Here is an 18677-nt window from a genome sequence, read left to right as displayed (position 1 = left end):
TCCCCGCAGGCGCGGGGGGCCGGGTTTCTTGTTTGCGGATCGTTTGAGTGTGATCGCAAGGCAGGGTGGCTGGCGTCTGGACTTACCAGTCATTCCCTCGTGGTGCGTTCTACGGCAGCTTCTTTGCCAATCGCCGTCACCCAGCTTTTGCCCGACCAGCTTCGCACCGCGAGTGCAACTCGGCCAGTGGCCGTATCAGTGCCGTGGTAGCTGAGATCAGCCAAAGCCGAGTTTTCGTGGTCAGAGGTTGCGGATCAGAAACGAGCGATTCACAAATTTAATTGACGTAATGCCATTTTTGATATTACGTCAATTTATGACTCTTTCTACCGCACGTTTGCACGGCTCCAAACGAGCCAGAACGCGAGACCAACTGCTCGTGGCGGCGCAGTCGCTCTTGATGACGCAGACGGCGGCGGCGCTCGGCATTCGCCAGATCACCGATCATGCCGGGGTCGTGCATGCGACGTTCTACAATTATTATCAGGATATCACTGCCCTGATTGCCGATCTTGGGGAACTTCTGGGCGCCAGCCATGCGGTGACAATGGCTGGGTTGACCCCGGATCTGGCTGATCCGGCGCTGCGCTTCGCGCGGATCACACGGCAGACGCTGCGGATGGTGGCAACCGAGCCGGGCCTCGGCCGCCTGATTTATGACGTTGGACTTCCTGCTGGCAGTCTCATTACGGAATTGCGGCTGCGACTGGCGCTCGATCTTGCAGAAGGCCAGGAGCTTGGCCGGTTTGCTTTTGCCGACCTCGACCTGACAACGAGCATGGTGTCGGGCGCGATCAGCGGCCTCGCGCTCGATCTGCATCGCGAAACTTTGGCAATCTCCGACATCGAACCGGCAACGACCCGCTTGCTCGAATGGCTCGGGCTTGATCCAGCCGCCGCGGCGGCGCTGGGCCATGAGGCGGTTGCGTTTGGCCCTGCCCCCGCGTTGCCGCTGCGCTGGCTGGCGCTTCCGCCAGCTCGGCTTCCCGAGGGGAAATCACTATGAAGCGAGGCGGGAATACAGGCCGGACCATCGCGAAGGGCGAGGCGGGCTTTGACGCGGCGCTGCTCGGCACCAGCTTCAACGCGCAAGATCCGGGCCGCCGCCCGACGCTCATCGTTCAGGCCAATGACGACGCTGACGTGGTGGACGCAGTGCGGCAAGCCCGGGATCAGGGCCTGACCATCGGCATCTGTTCAGGCGGGCACAGCTGGGCGCAAAACCACATTCGCGACGGCGGCATGCTGATCGATCTCTCGCGCCTCGACAGCATTGTGATCGATCCTGCGCAGCGCACGGCAACGATCGGCCCCGGCTGTCTGGCCGGCAAACTCAATGCAGCGCTGGTGAAGCACAAACTCTTCTTCCCGGTAGCCCATGCCTACACAGTCGGCATGGGCGGGTTCCTGCTGCAGGGCGGCTTTGGCTGGAACAGCCGGGCCTCGGGGCTAGCGTGCCAGAGCGTGATCGGCATCGATGTCGTTCTGGCCGACGGCAACCTGGTCCATGCCAGCGAAACCGAAAACCCCGAGTTGCTCTGGGCAGCACGCGGTTCCGGCCCTGGCTTTTTCGGCGTCGTCGTGCGCTTTTACCTGAGGCTTCAGCCGCGCCCCAAATTTGTAGGGATGAAGATCCAGGTCTTCCGCATCCGCCACCTCGAAGCCGTCATGGCATGGGCGGATCAGGTTGGCCCTTCGGTCGCCCCCTTTGCCGAGTTCCAGCTCGTCTTCGACCGCAAGGCCATGGGGATCTTCGCGCATGGCCTCCAGGTGTTGACACCGGTGCTCGCTGATAGCTGGCGCGAGGCGCGCGCGGCCGTCGCGTTCATCGACGAGAGCCCGATCCGCAAGCTTGCGAGCTTTACCCTTCCGCTGCTGCCGGTCTCGCTGGGCATGATGATGAAAGGCGGTGAACGCACTCTGTTCCTGCCGAACACCCGCTGGACGGCCGACAGCATGTGGATGAACACGCCAATCGAGCCGCTGCTTCCGGCCCTGCGGCGTATCGCCGACACCCAGCCAGCCGCTCCCAGCCATGCGCTGTGGCTCAACTGGAACGGCCCGGCAGACCGCCCCGACATGGCCTTTTCGCTCGAGGCAAGAACCTATCTTGCGCTTTATGGCGGGCTGCGCGGCAGCACAGTGGCCAATCCCGCTGATGAAAGCTGGGCGACCGACCACATGCGCGCGTTGCAGGAACACAGCATCGGCATCCAGTTGGCCGATGAAAACCTTGGGCGCCGACCGGCACCGTTCATGGCGCCCGCCAATCTCGCCCGGCTCGACGCACTGCGCTTGCGATACGACCCGGACGGCCTGTTCAATCCTTACATGGGGCGCGTGGCATGAAGAGCAGCAAACCCATTGCCGGGCGCTATCTGGGATATCACGCCGCCGATGCGACCCAGCCGTTCGCGCGCTTCTTCAATCCCCTGATGGCTCCGGTGGCACCTCATGTCAGTGCGGCGCTGGATCGGGGCGGCGTGCCGGCACCACTCCTGCCGGGGTTTGAGGACGCATCGGAAAATCTGTTTGGCGGTGCAGCAGTGCTGGAGGATGGCTTTGTCCTCACGCCGGATGGCGGAATGCGCGTCAGCGTCCGCACCGAAATGCCCGGCGTGACCCCCGCCATGGTCGACTGGTGGTTCGGGTGGCACGGCGATACCCCGGCCAAATACAAGCTCTGGCATCCGCAGGCGCACGTCCATGTCGGGTGGCGCGAAACGCCGCCGGCAGGCACCAGCGGCCGCGCGCTCTACATCGGCCAGACCTCGATCGTTGACGAATACATCGGCAGCACCCTGATCCGCGGCGCGATCCACTTTGTGCCGCCCGCGTCGCTTGGTTTTACCGACCGCAGTCTGGATGACGATTCCCGGGCTACCATCGTCTGCGCCCGCATCGGGCTGGGCGATGCGCCGATCGATATCGGCTATCTGGCCCATCATGTCCGCGCAGTAGCCGGGGGGAGCGAGATGCGCTCTCGCTTCTGGATGGGCGGTCGGCACGTCGGCGGGCGCAATCTGATTGGCAGCCTGGCGGCACCGATTGCGAAGTTGGTGCAGCGCCTCGGCGAGGGTGACGCAAGAGCGTTGCTGGTCCACTGTGCCGAAGAAATGCCGCACCTGGCTAGGCTTCTGCCCGCGCTACATGCCGAGTTTTCTGGCAGCAGCAACGCCTCTGCGACCCGATAGGCCCAGACATGCGCATACTTTCCATGGCAACCATCGCGTTGATTACGGTCGGCGCTGCAGCGGGTTTCGTCGGGTCTAGACCGCAACCAGTGCGCGTTCCGCCGCGACCCGCCCCGACAACGCCCTTGCGCGCAACAATTGCTATCGCGCCGCCTGACCGAGCGCTCACGTTCGCCCGATCGGGTGCAGGTGCCGACGCACAGACCATAGCCGTCACCCGCTACCGTGATGGCGTGGTGACCGGTATCGATCTGACACCGCTGCTTCGTCCCGGCGAAGATGCCATCGCGGCGTACAAACGCCTCGGTTATGAGGCGATCGCCGGATTTATCGCAGCAGCCAGAAGAAGCGTCAGCCACGATGCCGCAACCCTCGCCGTGCCAGTCGATCTACGCGCCGTTCACGCGGCCGTCGCCACCAACTATCCCGAGCATGCCGATGAAGCCAAAGTCAAAAGCGGCCCCTTCATGTTCGCCAAGGTCGCCCAGCCGACAGCATCACGCGCCGCGATCCCGGCCAGCAAAGGCCTGCTCGATTATGAAGTCGAGCTGTGCTTCGTTACGCTGGGGCCGTTGCAGGCCAATGCAGGTGCAAAGGGCGGGCTGATCCTGTGCAACGATGTTACCGATCGGGCCGCCTTGCTGCGCGGGGTGGATACAAGCGACACCTCATCGGGCAAGGGCTTTACCGATGGCAAGAGCGGCGCCGGTTTCCTGCCCGTTGGCGACCTGTTCGTGGTGCCGCGAGATATGAAGGCCTTTGTCGAACCGCTGGAGCTTCACCTTGCCGTGAATGGCGAGGAACGGCAGCACACCCGTGTAACCAAGTGGATATGGGACCTTGACCGCTTGCTGGTCGAAACGGCCAAACGGGCTGGTGTCGTCTGGAAATGGCGCGATGGCAGCGCAAGTCTGCCGGTCAGCCGCGCAGGTATCCTGCCCGATCGTACGCTGGTTCTGGCAGGGACGCCTGCCGGGACAATCTTCCAGGGTCCGGGGCCTGCGACGTTTGTGCGCGGCACCTTTGACTGGGTGGCAAAATTCGGCCGTAGCGGCCCGATCAAGGCGATCATCGAGCGGACTATCGCTGATGACCGCGCCTCTGGCGGCTATTTGCAGCCGGGCGATGTCGTTACCATCCGGGCCGAGCAACTGGGCACGCTCGAGAATCGCATCCAGTGACGAACCGATCACTTCCATGACCGGAGTGAGCATGCTTCAATTCAGGGGAAATACGGCGGCTTATCTAAGTGGTGCGTCCTCAATTTGACTTTCAGCAGAGTCCCCAATTCCCGCCGATAAAGCGCCAACAACCGAACGTCGGCATGCGTGTGATTTGCGGTTGCACCCCAATGTCCGAAAGGTGGCGCATTGCCGAACGACCGCTTCTAAGTGCCTTATCGGCATCTTCTGTCTGGACCGGCTGTTTGCAGTAGGAGACAGAAACGACCGGGTCTGGTCGCAAGCCGAAGCAACGCATCGGCTGTCCGATATTCCACTGCGACCGCTGTCCATCTGCCCAACCGTAATGTCTGCAAAAGCTGCCCAAAAAAATCAGCCCGCCCCCACGCAAGGCGGGGACGGGCCAAAGTGGCGTTCCGGTGGTTGAGAACGCTAGGGGTAACCGTAAAATCGCATCAGCCGATCGCGCAGGCCTTCAGCACCGCCGCGCCCAGATCGCCCAGGCCCACTTCGCGCGCTGCCGCGTCCAGTTCGATGGCGGCGGTGGGGGCTTCGGGGACCATCGCGGTCGCGCGGTCCTGCACCAGGGTGTCGAGCCCGGCGTCGCGCATCAGCCTGAGGCCGCGGGCGCCGTCGTTGCCCATGCCGGTCAGTACCGTGCCCACCGCCGGCACCGCGCCACGCGCGATCGAGCCGAACAGGAGGTTGGCGGACGGCCGCGCGCCATCGACGGGATCGCGCTGCATCAGGCGGATTTTCGCGGGCTGGCCGGGCTCGACCACCACATGCCGCTCCGGGTCCGCCGCGATGTGGATCGTGCCCGGCGACAGGCTCGCGCCGTCCTTCGCGGCGCGCACGTTGCATTTGAGGTCGGTGTCGAGCCGCTTGATGAAGGTTTCCACCACCATCGGCTCGGCTTGCAGGCACACCACAGTTGGCGGGCAATTGGAGGGAAAGCTGCCGAGGATCGTCGTCAGTGCGTCAATCCCGCCCATCGAGGCGCTGAACGCCGCGATGCGCCCGTTCCATTCGAAGGCGACGTCCGCCGCGCCCTTGGCCTCGCTGCGCGCCTTGCGGTCGTGCACATTGCTGTTGGCGGCGGCGAGCACGATCTTGCCGAGCTTGCCCACCGTCTTGCTGAACTGCTCGGGCGTCGCCTTGAGCGGCTTGGGGAAGCACTCCACCGCGCCCAGTTCGTAGGCCTTGAGCGAGGTTTCCGTCCCCGCCTGGGTGAGGCTCGAAAGCATCACCACCGGCAGCGGATTGGTCTCCATGATCTCGGCGAGGAACTCGATCCCGCTCATCCCAGGCATCTCCACGTCGAGCGTGATGACGTTGGGCTTCAATTCGGCGATCTGTTCGCGCGCGACGCCTGCATTGGCGGCAACACCCACGACGCGGACATTCTTCGCCTCGTCGAGAATGTCGGAAAAGAGCGCGCGCATCGCGGCGGAATCGTCGACCACGAGAACCCGGGCTTCGTGCATGAGGAGGCTGACCTTCCTGTTAAGGGCCTGTTGAGCGCGCCCGCTTGCCGGCGCCGTTGCAGGCACAGCTAGCCCCAGCAGCACCAGCAAATCCTCCTCACGGACCTACGTATCTCACCATAAGTCCGGGGCAAGCCGCCCTTTGCTGCTCCCGGTCTAAGCCATCGGGGAGAATGAGCCCCTTTGGCGGGGCCAGCGAGGGAACCTGCCTCTATGCCGACGATCACCCTGCCCGCCCGGTGCGACCGAGCCGCCACCGAGGCACTGCTGCCCGAGATGGTCGCGGGCCTCGGTTCGGGCGTGCTGCATATCAATGCGCGCGATTGCACCCAGATCGGGCAGGCCATGCTCCAGCTTCTCATCAGCGCGCGCCGCACCGGCGATGGCGCGGTGATCGATCCGTCCGACGCCTTGCGCGAGACGGCACGCCAGCTTGGGCTCGAAGCCGAACTCTTTGATGGCACGGCCCGGATTGGAGTTGGCGCATGAACGCCGAGGAAATCCAGGCCATCTTCTTCGCCGAATGCGAGGAATCGCTGGGCGCGGCTGAAAGCGGGCTCGCCGCGTGCAAGGCCGGCACGCAGGATACCGATACCGTCAACGCAGTGTTCCGCGCGGTCCATTCGATCAAAGGCGGTGCGGGCGCGTTCGGCTACGTCGCGCTTCAGGCCTTCACCCACACCTTTGAAACGCTGCTCTCCGATGTACGCGAAGGCACCGTGCTGCTGAGCGAGCCGCTGGTGGACCTGCTCCTGCGCGCGCTCGATACACTCAGCGACCACGTCTCCGCCGCGCGCGGGCAAGGCGATGTGCCCGATGACGCAGGCCTGCTGGCCGAGCTGACGGCTGCGCAGGCCGCCAATGCCGGAGCGCCGGTACCTCCTCCTGCCCCCGAACCTGCGCCCGCCGCCAGCGCGTCCGATCCGGACGAGAGCGGCGATCCCTTCGATCTCGACGCCATGCTCGACGATATCGCCGGCGCGATGGACGCGCCCGATCCGTCGCCAGCATGGCTCCTCAAGGTCCGCCCGCACGCAGGCGCCATGCGCAACGGCGGCGAACCACTGCTCCTGCTGCGCAAGCTTGCCGCGCTTGGCGCGCGCTGCATCGAATGCGATTGCGGCGCGGTCCCCCCACTCGATACGCTTGATCCCGGGACCGGCTATCTTGGCTGGACATTCGCGCTCGATGCCGATGTCAGCGAGGCTGCGGCCCGCGATATCTTCGAATTCGTTGGCGACGATTGCGGACTTGCCACGGGCAGCGATGCGCCGATGCCGCCCGTGCGCCACGCCCCGCCGTCTGCACCGGCTGCCGCGCCTGCAACCCCTGCCACGGCGGCGCCGACAACGCCTGTCAGCGGCGCCGCGCCAGTGCCCGCTGCAGCCCCGCCCGCGCCGCCTGCGCTCGGCCAGTCGATCCGCATCGAGTTGGGCAAGCTCGACAAGCTGATCGACGCTGTCGGCGAACTCGTCATCGCACAGGCGATGATGGCGCAGCGCCTCGCGGGCGATGGTCTCGCGGTGAAGGAAGAGCTGACGATCCTTGAAGGGCTCACCCGCGATATCCAGGAATCGGCGATGTCGATCCGGGCCCAGCCGATCGGCTCGGTGTTCAGCCGCGTGCCGCGCATCCTGCGCGAACTAACCACCTCGACCGGCAAGCACGTCCGCCTCGAAGTTTCGGGCGAAAGCACCGAGCTCGACAAAACCGTCATCGAACGCCTCGGCGAGCCGCTCACGCACCTCATCCGCAACGCAGTCGATCACGGCATCGAAAGCGCGGAAGTTCGCATCGCCGCCGGCAAGCCCGCCGAAGGCACGCTCACCCTCTCTGCCGAGCACCGCTCGGGCCGCATCCTCATCCGCATTGCCGATGATGGCGCGGGCATCAACCGCGAGCGCGTGTTTGCCAAGGCAGTCGAAAAGGGCCTCATCGCCCCCGATGCCCAGCTCTCGAAGGAAGAGATCGACCACCTGATCTTCGCCCCGGGCTTCTCCACCGCGGCCACGATCACCAATGTCTCGGGCCGCGGCGTGGGCATGGACGTGGTCCGCCAGAACGTGAAGGAACTCGGCGGGCGCATCACCATCGACAGCGAGCCCGGCAGCGGCACCACTTTCACGCTCACATTGCCGCTCACACTTGCGATTTCGGACGGCATGGTCGTCAATGTCGGCGACCAGACGCTTGTCGTGCCGCTTGCCAACGTGGTCGAGAGCCTGCGACCGACCCAAACCGAAGTGCAAGGCCTTGGCGCCCACCGCGCGATGATCAACGTGCGCGGCAAGTTCATCCCGGTGCTGCCGCTCCACGCTGCGGTCGGCGCTTAGGGCGCGATCGAGCAGGCGCATGAAGGCGTGCTGATCGTCGTCGAAACCGAGGGCGCAGGCCGCGCCGCGCTCCTCGTCGATGCGATCTGCGATCAGCGCCAGGTCGTGATCAAGAGCCTCGACACGCACTACCGCTCGGTCGAGGGCGTCTCGGGCGCCACCATCCTCGGCGATGGCATGGTTGCTCTCATCGTCGATGTCGACAGCCTGGTTGCACGCAGCCTTTCGGGCGCCGGCATGGCGGAGGCGGCATGAGCACCGCAGTCGCCGCCCCCGAAACGCTGCCCGGCATCAGCCCCGGCGTCTACAGCGCGGAAGACTTCGCCGCAGTGAGCGAGATCGCACACCGCGAGGCGGGGATCGTGCTGGCCGAGGGCAAGGCCATGCTGGTCTATTCGCGCCTCGCGCCGCTGGTGCGCGATTCAGGCTGCGCCACGTTCGGCTCCTACATCCTGCGCCTGCGCGAGGATGCAGCCGAGCGGGGCCGCGCGATCATGGCGCTCACCACGAACCACACCTTCTTCTACCGCGAGGCGCACCACTTCGCGCATTTCGCCGATCACGTGCGCCCCGGCATGATCGCCCGGCTGGGGCGCGGCGAGAAGGCGCGGCTGTGGTCCGCCGGTTGTTCGAGCGGAGAGGAAACCTGGTCGCTGCTGATGACCCTGCTCGGTCCCGACCGCATCGCCGGGGAGCGCATCTCGCGCGGCGACCTGCGGCTGCTCGCCAGCGATCTGGCCGAGCATGCGCTGCACAAGGCGGAAGCCGCACGCTACCGCGCCGAGGAACTCAAGGCCGTGCCCGAGCCGCTCACGCGCGCCTGGACCGTGCCGTCCGGCAATGACCTGGAAATCGCGCCTCCCGTGCGCGCGCTCGCAAGGTTCCGCACGCTGAACCTGCTTGGCCGCTGGCCGATGCAGGGCAAGTTCGACGTGATCTTCTGCCGCAACGTCATGATCTATTTTGACAATCCCACCAAGGAGCGCCTCGTCGCCCGCTTTGCCGAGGCGTTGGTGCCAGGCGGCTGGCTCTATGTCGGCCACAGCGAGCGCGTGACCGGCCCGGCGCTCGACCTGCTCGCCTCGGCGGGCCCCACCATCTATCGTCGGAGCGAGGCATGAGCCGTCCGTCAAAGCCCATCCGCGTCGTTATCGTCGAGGATTCGCCGACGATGCGCGCCATTCTTCTGGCACGTTTCGAGCGCGAGGCGGACATCGTCGTCGTTGGTGCCGCCGCCAATGCGCAGGAAGGCCGCCAGATGATCCGCGAACTCGATCCCGACGTCGTCACGCTCGATGTCGAGATGCCGGGCATGAACGGGCTCGACTTCCTCGAGAAGATCATGGCGCTGCGCCCCACGCCCGTGATCGTGGTCTCAGGCTCGACCAGCGAAGGTACCGAGACCACCGCCCGCGCGCTCGCGCTCGGCGCGGTCGGCTGCTACGCCAAGGGCGAAGGTGCGAACGGCTATTCGTTCGATGACGATGGCAAGCTGGCCGATCTCATCCGCGATGCCGCAAAGGTGCGCTTCGTCACGCGCGCCGCGCCGCCGCCGGTACCGCCGCGTCCCACCGCCGCCGCACTGCGGACCCCGGCGCCGACCGAACGGCCGCGTCTCATCGCCATCGGCTCATCCACCGGCGGGGTCGAGGCGCTGCAGGTTCTGCTCGGCGGCTTCCCCGCCGATTGCCCGCCGACCCTCGTTGTCCAGCACATCTCCTCGCGCTTTGCCCCCGCGGTCGCGCGTACGCTCGACCAGTCGTGCCCGCCGCGCATCGTCGTCGCCGAGCCCGACATGCCGCTGCGCGATGGTCACGTCTATATCGCGCCGGGCGATGAGCGGCACCTGACCGTGGCCGGCCGCAGCGGCGCGCTCCACCAGCGCCTGCGCCGGGGCGAACCGGTATCCGGCCACCTGCCGAGCGTCGACGTGCTGTTCCACTCGGTTGCGGAAGTCGTCGGGTCGGGCGCCGTGGGCATCCTTCTCACCGGCATGGGCAGCGACGGCGCCGAAGGTCTTCTCGCGCTCGCCCGGGCCGGCGCGCGCACCATCGCACAGGACGAGGCGACCTGCACCGTGTTCGGCATGCCCCGTGCGGCCATCGCGCTCGGCGCGGCAAGCGTTGTCGCCCCGATCGGCACCATCGCCCGCCACGCTTTCAGCAAGGCGGCCTGAGCCATGTTCGATCGCCGCATCCCCGGCGCCACGGAACGCCCGATCGAGCGCGTCACCGTGATGCAGGGCCAGGCCCTCGTCAGCAAGGAGTCGCACCTCGAATTCTCGACCGTGCTCGGCAGCTGCGTTGCCTCATGCCTCTATGATCCCGAGGCGCGGGTCGGCGGCATGAACCACTTTCTGCTGGCCGAGCCGCCCCCCGGTCTTGCCGCGACCACCGCGATCGACGAGCATTACGGCGTCTATCTCATGGAGCTGCTGGTCAACCAGATGCTCGGGATGGGCGCGCGCAAGGCCCGCCTGCGCGCCCATCTCTATGGCGGGGCCAACGTCAACCGCAACATGATGCGCATCGGCACTGCCAACGCCGAATTTGCGCAAGACTTCCTGCAGCGCGAAGGCATTGCCGTGATGCGCGAGGATCTGGGCGGCGTAAATGCCCGGCGGGTCGATTTCCGCCCGGCGTCGGGCCAGATCCGCTGCCGCACCGTCGAGGACCGCCTCGCACCGCCCGTCACCCCCACCGCCCGGCCGGAACGCGCGTCCGGCGATGTCGAACTCTTCTGATTGCAACAAGCGAGCCCGAGCATGACCCAAACCACCCGAATCCTGACTGTAGATGACAGCCCCAGCATGCGGGCGCTGCTCAACCACGCCCTCTCGACGCAAGGCTTCGAAGTGGCACAGGCCGAAGACGGCCTCGCCGCGCTCGACTGGCTTGCGCTCAACGAGGTCGATGTCGTGATCACCGATATCAACATGCCCCGGCTCGACGGCTTCGGCCTTATCGAGCGCCTTCGCGAAGGCAGCCGTCACCGCGACCGGCCGATCCTGGTGCTCACCACCGAAAGTTCGGACGAGAAGAAGGCCCGCGCGCGGGAGGCCGGGGCGACCGGCTGGATCGTCAAGCCCTTCGATGCCGCCAAGCTCGTCGCCGCGGTCCGCCGCGTCGCGCACTGACCCGACCCATCCGCCAGCCCAAGGAAACCCCGCGATGATCCGCGAACTTATCACTTTCGAGGTCGAGGGCCAGGTCTTCGGGCTCGACATCATGTCGATCCGCGAAATCCGCGCCTGGACACCCACCACCCGCCTGCCGCGCGTGCCGCACTATGTCGCGGGCGTAGTCAACCTGCGCGGCACGGTGCTGCCGGTGGTCGATCTTGCCGCCCGCCTCGGGTGGCGCGCCACAGAACCGACCCCGCGCCACGCGATCATCGTCACCCAGCTGGGCGCACAAGTGGGCGGCTGGATCGTCGATTCGGTAAGCGACATCGTCACGGTTCCCGACCAGACGCTGCAACCCCCGCCGCCGGGCGTGGGCAACGACAGCGTGGTCCCGTTCCTCGAAGGCCTTGCCGCGATCGAGGACAAGATGGTCATGGTGCTGAACCTCTTCGCGCTGAGCGACGGGGCCCAGCTTGCCACAGCCGCCTGAAGCCGGGAGCACGCCGATGGCCCAGACGGCCCCACCCAAACATGACACGCCCGATCTCGCCACGCCCAATCTCGCCACACACCGCCAGATCGCGCTCGTGCTCGAGGAGCTGTCGCAGGAAGTCGAAGCGCTCGGCGCCTCGCTTTGCGGCGATATGGATGTGGCGATGCGGCATATGGACAGCCTGCAGGCAATCGACCTGATCGCACAGAAGCAGCGCAGCCTCGCCAGGCTGCTCCACGCCGATTGCCTCGAAACCGAAGTCGAGCGCATCGGGCTCGACATCCTGCGTGAACGCATGCGCATGTTGCGCTGAAGAAAGCAGGGACAAAAACAGGGACAGTCCGCATTCTCCGATAGTTATCATAGTCCCTCATCGGGACTCGCCTTTAGCCCCGCGCGGTTGCACTTTGCGCAAGCTTGTCCGAAATGGAGCGAATTCGGGAGTTTCACGCGCGGAGCAGGGCTGCGGTTTGCATGGCGGTCATTGGGGTCTACAGCGTCAAGGGCGGAGTGGGGAAGACAACCCTCGCGGTCGACATGGCCTGGCGGTCGGCTGTGCTCTCGCGCCACCCGACGTTGCTGTGGGACCTTGATCCGCAAGGAGGCGCCGGATGGCTGCTCGGCCTGCCCGATCGGGCCGGCAACCGTGCCTCCTCGGTGTTCCACCGCGAAGGCCGACCCACCGACCTTATCAGCACCAGCCGCTATCCCAACCTTGCAGTGCTCCAGGCCGATGAGTCGATGCGCGCGCTGCCTGTAACGCTCGCCCGCATCGGCAAGAGCAAGCGCCTTGCCCGCACCGCCGCGTTTCTCACCGCCGATTATCCGCGCATCATCATCGATTGCCCGCCGGTGATCAACGAGATCAGCGACCAGGTCTTTGCCGCAGCCGATCTGCTGATCGTGCCGCTGCCACCCTCGCCGCTGTCTGCCCGCGCGCTGCCGATGATCCGCGAGGAGATTCTCGCGCGCCACCCGCGCCACCCGCCGATTCTGCCGGTTCTCTCGATGTACGACGTGCGCCGCAAACTGCACCGCGAAGTCCACACCGGTTTCGCCGCCGGCTGGCCGGTGATCCCGATGGCGAGCGCGATGGAGCAAGTTGCGGCGCGCCGCGCGCCCATCGGCACCTTCGCAGCCTGGACCGAGGTCAACGCCCGCCTTCAGCGTCTGTGGGACGGGATCGAGGCCAAGCTCGCGATGCGCGCGGCGCTTGGCCAGGCCGCAGAGTGAACCTCAGGCGGTAAAGGCCTCAAGCGCCTCGCCCGCCGCGATCCATTTCGCTTCGGCTGCAGCCAGCTCGTCCGCCACCGCTCGCCGCCGCTTGCCCAGTTCGGCCATGGTCAGCCCGGCAAGCTCCGCTGCCGGCTTGTTCGTGCCCCCCAAAGCGGCATCGATCGCCGCAAGCCGGGCCTCGGCCTTGCCGACCGCTGCCTCCGCCTCGCTCACCGCCTTCTGCAGTGTTTTCATCTCCTCGCGGCTTTTCGCTCCGCCCTTGGGCTTTCCACCCGCCGCGCCTTTGCCGCCATCGCCCTTCGGCTGGTTCCGGCCGAGCACAAAGTCGATGTAGTCCTCGATGCTGCCCGGATAATCCTTCGCCGTCCCGCCATCGACCAGCACGAGCCGGTCTGCGGTCAGCTCGACCATGTGCCGATCGTGGCTGATCAGGATAACCGCACCGGAAAAATCGTTGAGCGCCTGCACCAGAGCCTCGCGCGCATCGACATCGAGGTGGTTGGTCGGCTCGTCGAGGATCAGCAGATGCGGCGCCTCGCGCGTCACCAGCGCCAGCGCGAGCCGCGCCCGCTCTCCGCCCGAAAGCGTCGCGGTGCGCGCCTCGGCGCGCGGCCCTGAAAAGCCGAAGCGCCCCAGCTGCGCGCGCACTGCCGCCGGAGTCTTGCCGGCCATGGTCCGCGTCATCAGCTCGAGCGGAGTCGAATCCGCGGGTAGTTCCTCCACCTGATACTGGGTAAAGTAGCCGATCTTCAGCTTGCCCGAAGCGGTCATCCCGCCCTCGCTCGTTGCCAGCTGCCCCGCGAGCAGCCGCGCCAACGTGGTCTTGCCGTTGCCGTTGCGCCCCAGCATCGCAATCCGATCGTCGGGATCGATGCGCAGGTTGAGCCGCCGCAGGATCGGCTTCTCCGCGACATAGCCCGTCGCCGCCAGATCAAGCGTGATCAGCGGCGGACGCAGTTCGTCGGGATCGGGAAAGTCGAAGCTGAGCGAAGGGTCTTCCAGCATCGCCGTCACCGGCTGCATCTTCGCCAGCATCTTGGCGCGCGACTGCGCCTGCTTCGCTGTCGAAGCCCGCGCCGAATTGCGCGCGACATAGTCCGCCAGCTTCTTGCGCTGCGCATCCTGCGCGGCCCTCGCGGCGGCAATCTGCGCTGCCCGCTCCGCCCGCTGCCGCTCGAACGCATCATAGCCGCCGGCATAGAGTGCAATCTTGCCGCCCTGGAGATGCAGGATCGTATCGACCACATTGTTGAGCAGATCGCGCTCGTGGCTGATCACCACCATGGTGCCGGGATAGCTCTGGAGGAAACTCTCGAGCCACAGTGTCGCTTCGAGATCGAGGTGGTTCGAAGGCTCGTCGAGCAGCAACAGATCGGGCGCGGAAAAAAGCAGCGCCGCCAGCGCCACGCGCATCTTCCAGCCGCCCGAAAAGCTGTCGAGCGGCATGGCCTGCATCGCCTCGTCGAAGCCGAGCCCGATGAGAATGCGCGCCGCCCGCGCGTCGGCGGTATAGGCATCGATCGCAATCAGCCGGTCGTAAAGCGTCGCCAGCCGGTCCGGGTCCTCGCAGGTCTCCGCCTCGGCCATCAGCGCCGCGCGCTCGGTATCGGCGGCGAGCACCGTCTCGAACGGCGTCGCAGAACCCGCCGGCGCGGACTGCGCGATATAGCCCAGCCGCATGCGCTTGGGCATTTCGATCCCGCCATCGTCGGGTTCCAGCTCGCCGATGATCGCCTTCATCAGGGTCGATTTGCCCGCGCCGTTCCGACCGATCAGCCCCACCTTGGCCCCCGGCTGGATCGTCGCGCTGGCGCGGTCAAGAATGGTGCGCCCGCCCAGTCGCACGGTGAGGCCCTGAATTGTCAGCATGGACGCGCCCCTAGCAGGCACCGACGCTGTGCGAAACCCGGCGAAAGAGAAGATGAAGGTGTTTCGCGCAAAGGCGCAGAGGCCCGGAGACGTTGTGATCGCGGCGAAGCCGTTTTTCCTTCCGCCTTTTGGTCTTGCGGCGCCGGGCGGTTCGAGAGCGACTTCGCCGCAGCCACGACACCTCTGCGTCTCTTCGCGAAACACCCTCTGCTTCCAGCACCCTCAACAATCCGCCGAGAAATCCACCCCATAGCACCCGCCCGCACTGGACTTCGCGCCGCCCCCTCGTCCATGGGAGGGGATCATGTGGCAGATTTATCAATTCCCGCTGTGCCCGTTCAGCCGCAAGGTGCGTCTGCTCCTCGCTGAAAAGGGCGTGGCCTACGATCTCATCCGGGAAAACCCTTGGGAGCAGCGCGAGGCGTTCCAGAACCTCAATCCCGCCGGCCGCACGCCGGTGCTGCACAACCCCGAAAAGCAGATCACGCTCGTCGATAGCCGCGCGATCTGCGAATATTTCGAGGAAACGGTCGACAAGGCTCCGATGATCAACGGCACCGCCACCGGCCGTGCCGAGATCCGCCGCCTCGTCGCAATGTTCGATGAAAACTTCTACGCCGCCGTCACCCAGCCCCTGCTGGAGGAGCGGATGAAGAAACGCCTTGTCTACCGCCAATCCCCGGATTCGCGCGTGCTGCGAGAAGCGATGCGCCTCGCCAACGATCACCTCTACTATATCGACTACCTGATCGATAACCGCCCCTGGCTGGCCGGCTCGACCATGAGCCTCGCCGACCTTGCCGCCGCCGCGCAGATTTCGGTCGCGGATTATCTCGGCGGTATCGACTGGTCGCTCCACGAGCAGGCTGCCAGCTGGTACTCGGTGTTCAAGAGCCGCCCCAGCTTCCGCCCACTGCTGACCGAACGCATGGATGTGATCCAGCCGCCGTCACACTATGCGGATGTTAACGCGTAACGGGCGCATCCCGGTTCCGAGCCTCCCCATTGCAAAAGGAGAGGTTGCCCGGTGCGGCGCGCCCCTCAGGCTGACTTTACCCGAACCCCGAATCGGCCATGCTTGCGGAACCGCACCATCCACCGATCGAGAAACAGGCCAAGCGGCCGCGCCTGGACGCCAAGCTCGGCAAGGCCGGGAAGCGTGGCGCTCGCGACATTGCCCTGACGCAGCAGCACCCACTGGTCGCGGCTCATCGGGGCGCCGGGCAGCCAGCCGGTGAGCGAGGCGAAGGCGGCGGAAATGCCGTCCGGCAGCTCGAGAAACACCGGGCTGCGCCCAGCCGCCTGTGCGATGCGGCGATTGAGATCCCCGATGGTGATCACCTCAGGCCCGCCCAGTTCAAACGTTTTGCCAGCAAAGCCCGCAGGCGCGGCGATCGCATTGGCAATCGCGTCGGCTACATCGTCCACGAACACCGGCTGGAACCGCGAATCCGCTGCGAACACCGGCATGACCGGCGCGCTGGCAATGAGCCCCGCAAAGAGATTGATGAAGGCGTCGTCCTCGCCAAATACGACCGAAGGGCGCAGCACCACCGCATCGGGAAATGCGGCCAGCACAGCGGCCTCGCCAGCCGCCTTGGTGCTCGCATAGGCTACGGACGAGCCCGCATCCGCCCCGATCGCCGAGACATGGACGAAGGCCTTCACCTCCTTGGCCCGCGCAATTGCGGCAAGCTGCCCCGCGCCCGAGCCCTGCACCGCATCGAGCTTGCCCTTGAAGGCGCCGACGAGGTTCACCACCGCGTCGCAACCCGTGAGCGCGACCTCGAGTGTATGCGGCTTGGTCACGTCGACCGCGACGAGTTGCACTTTGCCCAGCCCGCCCAGCGTCTTGACCTGGAACGCACGTTCAGGATGGCGGCTGCACACCCGCAGCCGCGCGCCGCGTGCCAGCAGTGCCTGCGCCACATGGGTGCCGATGAAGCCGCTGCCGCCTACCAGCGCAACCACCTGTCCCTCGAGATCGCGCGCCATGTCCTTGCTCATGCGTCAAAATCCATTTCCAGTGTCCGCGCGCCCTTGCCACATCCGCGCCCCTCGGTTCAATGGCTTACGACGTCGCAGCGGTGCAAATGCAAACCCGCAGTTGACTCGCGCAAGACCGTGCCTTATCGGCCCCCTCCTACCCGGCGGCAGGCCCACAGCCTATCGCTCCCGTGCCCAGATGGCGGAATTGGTAGACGCACCAGCTTCAGGTGCTGGCGCTCGCAAGGGCGTGGAGGTTCGAGTCCTCTTCTGGGCACCATTTTTCCGTGTCAGGGCATCCCGCACGGGTCGACAAACCGGCGGAAAACTGCCATTTTCAAGCCTCACCAATCCCGGATTGTTCCAAGCGATATCAGGCAATCCGGGGCCATGAGGTGCCACGGTTGGGTCGATATGGCCCCAGTCAAAAATCGATGGCCCCATGCCCCTGGAACTGCCCTCGCTGGTCCTCTCCCGGACCCGTTGAGGAGATTCGACCGTGGCGCTGAAAGAGCTGCAAATCCGGAACATCCGTCCGACTGATAAAGTGAGCCAATGCACCGATGAGCGGGGCCTCTATCTGGAGGTTCATCCGAACGGGTCCAAGCTGTGGCGATACAAGTACCGCTACATGGGCAAGCAGAAGCGGCTGGCCCTTGGCCGCTATCCCGATGTCGGCCTTGCTGAGGCGCGGAAACGTCGCGATGATGCTCGCAGGCAGCTGGAAACCGGAGCCGACCCGCTGGCCGAACGCAAGCACGAGAAACTCGTCGCTGTGTTCAAGGCCGCCAACACCTTCGGCGAGATCGCCAAGGAGTATATCGACAAGCAGGTGGCGCAGGGTCAGGCCGATGCCACCACGCAGAAGGCCAACTGGCTGCTGGAGCAACTGGAGCCCATCGCCGCCCGCCCAGTGGCCGACCTCAAGCCGATCGACGTTCTGGCCGCGCTCAAGCGTATCGAGGCCAAGGGGAAGTATGAAACGGCGCGGCGGTGCCGATCCTTTGCCAGTCGCGTGTTCCGCTATGCCGTCGCCACTGGGCGCGGCGAGAGCGATCCCAGTTCGATCCTGCGTGGCGCGCTGGTCGTTCCAAAGGTGAAGCATCACGCGGCGATCCTTGATCCCAAGCAGATGGGCGAACTGCTGCGCGCGATTGACGTCTACACCGGCCATGCAATCACCCGCCTCGCTATGCAGGTGTCGCCGCACGTGATGGCGCGCCCCGGCGAACTGCGCATGGCGGAATGGTCCGAGTTCGACCTCCAAAACGCCGTTTGGAAAATCCCCGCTGAGCGCATGAAAATGCGCCGCCCCCACGAAGTTCCCCTTTCCCGGCAGGTGCTGGCCTACTTGGACGAATTGTTCACGCTGACCGGGCCGGATGGCTACGTCTTCCCCGCGTTCCATACGTCGCGGCGACCGCTCAGCGAGAACACCGTCAATCAGTGCTTCCGGCGCATGGGCTATGCCGTTGGAGAAGTGACCGCACACGGATTGCGGACCACCGCCTCGACCTTGCTAAACGAGAGCGGGAAATGGTCTCCGGATGCCATCGAGCGGTCGCTCGCCCATGCCGATGCCAACAGCATTCGCGGTGTTTACAACCGGGGCCGTTACTGGGCGGAGCGCGTTGCGATGCACCAGTGGTGGAGCGATTACCTGGACGAGATGCGCGCCGCCGCGCCGATCAGCCAACCAGAACAGATCAGGGCGCGCGCACTGTAAGGTTGACGATCTAGCGGGACATCTGGTGCGTGAGATTATAGGCGTTCG

17 protein-coding genes, 1 tRNA gene and 1 pseudogene are annotated in these 18677 nt (G+C 65.7%); 16 read left to right on the top strand and 3 right to left on the bottom strand.

What is annotated here, in order from left to right; genetic code table 11:
• Window positions 1-289 precede the first annotated feature (289 nt).
• The 4 genes from WCL10_RS08810 to WCL10_RS08795 all read left to right on the top strand — a co-directional run bounded on the left by WCL10_RS08810 (window position 290) and on the right by WCL10_RS08795 (window position 4375).
• Window positions 290-1006, top strand: a complete 717-nt coding sequence (locus WCL10_RS08810) for a TetR/AcrR family transcriptional regulator (protein WP_336895260.1) — start codon at window positions 290-292, stop codon at window positions 1004-1006.
• Window positions 1003-2349 (top strand): FAD-binding oxidoreductase, encoded by a 1347-nt coding sequence (locus tag WCL10_RS08805; RefSeq protein WP_336895259.1) that lies wholly within the window; start codon window positions 1003-1005, stop codon window positions 2347-2349. Before WCL10_RS08810 ends, WCL10_RS08805 begins: the two co-directional genes overlap by 4 nt.
• A complete protein-coding gene (locus WCL10_RS08800; RefSeq protein WP_336895258.1) occupies window positions 2346-3194 on the top strand; it encodes a hypothetical protein in 849 nt (282 codons plus the stop codon). Before WCL10_RS08805 ends, WCL10_RS08800 begins: the two co-directional genes overlap by 4 nt.
• Window positions 3195-3319: 125 nt before the next feature.
• Window positions 3320-4375: a fumarylacetoacetate hydrolase family protein gene (locus WCL10_RS08795; protein ID WP_336895257.1), complete on the top strand. Its 1056-nt coding sequence runs from the start codon at window positions 3320-3322 to the stop codon at window positions 4373-4375.
• Window positions 4376-4830: 455 nt separating this feature from the next.
• Here WCL10_RS08795 and WCL10_RS08790 read toward each other — a convergent pair whose 3' ends face one another.
• Entirely contained in the window at window positions 4831-5862 is a 1032-nt protein-coding gene (locus tag WCL10_RS08790) for a chemotaxis protein CheB (protein ID WP_336895256.1), read from the bottom strand.
• A gap of 213 nt (window positions 5863-6075) precedes the next feature.
• Between WCL10_RS08790 and WCL10_RS08785 the strand changes: the two genes are divergently transcribed.
• The 9 genes and pseudogenes from WCL10_RS08785 (at window position 6076) to WCL10_RS08745 (ending at window position 13045) form a co-directional block, all read left to right on the top strand.
• Window positions 6076-6351, top strand: coding sequence for a chemotaxis protein CheX (locus WCL10_RS08785; RefSeq protein ID WP_336895255.1), 276 nt, complete (start codon window positions 6076-6078; stop codon window positions 6349-6351).
• Window positions 6348-8450: pseudogene (locus tag WCL10_RS08780) on the top strand (chemotaxis protein CheA). Before WCL10_RS08785 ends, WCL10_RS08780 begins: the two are co-directional and overlap by 4 nt.
• Window positions 8447-9316, top strand: a complete 870-nt coding sequence (locus tag WCL10_RS08775) for a protein-glutamate O-methyltransferase CheR (protein ID WP_336895254.1) — start codon at window positions 8447-8449, stop codon at window positions 9314-9316. Before WCL10_RS08780 ends, WCL10_RS08775 begins: the two are co-directional and overlap by 4 nt.
• Window positions 9313-10371, top strand: a complete 1059-nt coding sequence (locus tag WCL10_RS08770) for a chemotaxis response regulator protein-glutamate methylesterase (protein WP_336895253.1) — start codon at window positions 9313-9315, stop codon at window positions 10369-10371. The genes WCL10_RS08775 and WCL10_RS08770 overlap by 4 nt, the downstream gene beginning before the upstream one ends.
• 3 nt (window positions 10372-10374) lie before the next feature.
• Window positions 10375-10938, top strand: a complete 564-nt coding sequence (locus WCL10_RS08765; RefSeq protein ID WP_336895252.1) for a chemotaxis protein CheD — start codon at window positions 10375-10377, stop codon at window positions 10936-10938.
• Between the two features lie 21 nt (window positions 10939-10959).
• Window positions 10960-11331, top strand: a complete 372-nt coding sequence (locus tag WCL10_RS08760) for a response regulator (RefSeq protein ID WP_336895251.1) — start codon at window positions 10960-10962, stop codon at window positions 11329-11331.
• A gap of 34 nt (window positions 11332-11365) precedes the next feature.
• Complete coding sequence (locus tag WCL10_RS08755; protein WP_336895250.1) at window positions 11366-11809, top strand: chemotaxis protein CheW; 444 nt, start codon at window positions 11366-11368, stop codon at window positions 11807-11809.
• 16 nt (window positions 11810-11825) lie between these two features.
• A complete protein-coding gene (locus WCL10_RS08750) occupies window positions 11826-12125 on the top strand; it encodes a hypothetical protein (protein WP_336895249.1) in 300 nt (99 codons plus the stop codon).
• 161 nt (window positions 12126-12286) lie between these two features.
• The gene (locus WCL10_RS08745) at window positions 12287-13045 is read left to right on the top strand and encodes a ParA family protein (protein ID WP_336895248.1); all 759 of its coding nucleotides are present in this window, start codon (window positions 12287-12289) and stop codon (window positions 13043-13045) included.
• Window positions 13046-13048: 3 nt separating this feature from the next.
• Here WCL10_RS08745 and WCL10_RS08740 read toward each other — a convergent pair whose 3' ends face one another.
• Window positions 13049-14917 (bottom strand): ABC-F family ATP-binding cassette domain-containing protein, encoded by a 1869-nt coding sequence (locus WCL10_RS08740; RefSeq protein WP_336895247.1) that lies wholly within the window; start codon window positions 14915-14917, stop codon window positions 13049-13051.
• 304 nt (window positions 14918-15221) lie between these two features.
• Here WCL10_RS08740 and WCL10_RS08735 point away from each other — a divergent pair, with 304 nt between their 5' ends.
• Complete coding sequence (locus WCL10_RS08735) at window positions 15222-15893, top strand: glutathione S-transferase family protein (protein ID WP_336895246.1); 672 nt, start codon at window positions 15222-15224, stop codon at window positions 15891-15893.
• Between the two features lie 65 nt (window positions 15894-15958).
• Here the strand turns inward: WCL10_RS08735 and WCL10_RS08730 are convergent, their stop codons facing one another.
• Window positions 15959-16924: a complex I NDUFA9 subunit family protein gene (locus WCL10_RS08730; protein WP_336895245.1), complete on the bottom strand. Its 966-nt coding sequence runs from the start codon at window positions 16922-16924 to the stop codon at window positions 15959-15961.
• Window positions 16925-17096: 172 nt separating this feature from the next.
• Here WCL10_RS08730 and WCL10_RS08725 point away from each other — a divergent pair.
• Window positions 17097-17183: transfer RNA gene (locus WCL10_RS08725), tRNA-Leu, on the top strand.
• A 219-nt stretch (window positions 17184-17402) separates the two neighbouring features.
• Window positions 17403-18629: an integrase arm-type DNA-binding domain-containing protein gene (locus tag WCL10_RS08720; protein WP_336895244.1), complete on the top strand. Its 1227-nt coding sequence runs from the start codon at window positions 17403-17405 to the stop codon at window positions 18627-18629.
• The last annotated feature ends 48 nt before the right edge of the window (window positions 18630-18677 follow it).

Origin of the sequence: Novosphingobium sp. (assembly GCF_037133355.1) — a bacterium.
Classification (GTDB): domain Bacteria; phylum Pseudomonadota; class Alphaproteobacteria; order Sphingomonadales; family Sphingomonadaceae; genus Novosphingobium.
This window is presented reverse-complemented; position numbering and strand designations above follow the sequence as displayed.